Below are 382 nucleotides of genomic sequence, written 5' to 3' on the forward strand. Positions count from 1 at the left end.
AAGAATCAAAAACTAAACCAAGATAAGTTTCAAGCTGTTCATTCTTCTTCTGTAAATCTCTGAACGGCTTGCCCTTATCAAAACTTTTTTCGCGTTCGCTTTTCAATTCGTTCAATAGTGATTTTCGTGATTCATTACTTTTGTGAATTTTTGTTTTTAGTGATGAATTACTCGCTTTCAACTTCTCATTTTGATTCTTCAATAAATGAATTTCATTTTCACGAGACTTCGCACCATCATCAAAACGGCTTTTCGTGAATGACTCAGAAACCTGAACAACACCACCAGCAACAGCAGAAGAAACAGCACCAACCAACGTGCCAGCCTTCTCAAACTTTTCAGCCTTAGCTTTTGCAGCATCAACACGCTTTGCAACAGCACG

General features: G+C 38.0%; 1 protein-coding gene. It reads right to left on the reverse strand.

Annotation, left to right across the window (positions count from 1 at the left end; translation table 11 throughout):
• A partial coding sequence (locus tag KP705_RS19060) for a hypothetical protein (protein WP_215765444.1) occupies positions 1 to 382 on the reverse strand: 382 nt, incomplete at both ends.

The sequence above is a fragment of the Gluconobacter sp. P1D12_c genome, from assembly GCF_018812105.1.
Classification (GTDB): domain Bacteria; phylum Pseudomonadota; class Alphaproteobacteria; order Acetobacterales; family Acetobacteraceae; genus Gluconobacter; species Gluconobacter oxydans_A.